This is a genomic window from Bradyrhizobium sp. Arg237L (genome assembly GCF_029990105.1).
GTDB lineage: Bacteria > Pseudomonadota > Alphaproteobacteria > Rhizobiales > Xanthobacteraceae > Bradyrhizobium.
Genome location: NZ_JAQMIL010000180.1, coordinates 1 through 1,265, shown reverse-complemented (window position 1 = coordinate 1,265; position 1,265 = coordinate 1). Strand labels below are relative to the sequence as shown.

Here is a 1,265-nt window from a genome sequence, read left to right as displayed (position 1 = left end):
GAATGGGCGCAGCGCATCCGCTTCTACGGCGACGTGCGCGCCCGCTATCACGGCAGCTTCTTCCCGACCGGTAACGATCCGGCCCTGTACAATTTCAACGCAGTCAACTCAGGCTCGCCTTACAATCTGGCAGCAGACAACCTCACCCCTTTCCCGTCGTACAACACCTATCAGAACCGCAACCAGGTGCGGCTGCGCGCCCGGCTCGGCATGGACGCCGACCTCACCAACGGCTTCGCGGCGGGCTTGCGGATCGCCACCGGCGAGAGCAACTCGCCGGTCTCGACCAACCAGACCCTGGGCGGCAGCGGCTCGAACTTCTCGAAATATTCGATCTGGCTCGATCGGGGCTTCCTGAAGTATCAGCTCCCGAACGAGGCTCTGATGGCGTCGGTCGGGCGTTTCGACAATCCGTTCTGGTCGCCGACCGATCTGGTCTGGTACCGCGAGCTCGGCTTCGACGGTTTCGCCGTGCAGGCCAAGCAGGAGGTGATTCCGAACATCACGGCGTTCGGCGTCCTGGGCGCGTTTCCGATCTACAATACCGACTTCAACGTGGGTACCAACGCGCTTTCCATTGATGGCGGAAAGCTTCCGAGTCACGACAAATGGTTGTTCGGCGCCCAGGCCGGTTTCGCTGCACGGTTCGACCCGGTCTCCGAGTTCCGCTTCGGCGTAGCCTATTACGATTTCGAGAATGTCCAGGGACAGCCTTCGGCACCTTGTTCTGTATTGAACGTCTCGGACAATTGCAGCTCAGACCTGACGCGCCCACTCTTCGCACAGAAGGGCAACACTTATGCGGCGTTGCGCAACATCATCTCGGACAACTTGAACAACCTCGGAACGATCAATCAGTTTCAGTACTTTGGGCTGGTGCAGAAATTCCAGCCGGTGGTCGCCAGCGCCTCGCTCGACCTCGGCGAATTCCATCCGTTCCATATCATAGTCGACGGCGAGTTCGTCTGGAATTCGGCCTTCAATCGCGCGCTGACGGTCGCCGGCACCGGACTTACGGCGCTCCCGACCAACGTCGCCGGCTACGCCATCAATAACCGCGCCGGCACCGCGGACGGGTCGTTCGGCCCGTTCAACGGCGGCGACATCGGCTGGATGGGGCGCGTCACCGTCGGCAACAAGGAGATCAAGCATTTCGCCGATTGGAACGTGCATGTCGGCTACAAATACCTGGAATCGGACGCGACGCTCGATGCCTTCGCCGATTCTGATTTCGGGCTCGGCGGCACCAACCTCAAGGGCTACTT

1 protein-coding gene is annotated in these 1,265 nt (G+C 60.7%); it reads left to right on the top strand.

All coding sequences use genetic code 11. From position 1 onward, the window contains the following. A partial coding sequence (locus tag OZ411_RS42845; protein WP_282532783.1) for a putative porin occupies positions 1 to 1,265 on the top strand: 1,265 nt, incomplete at both ends.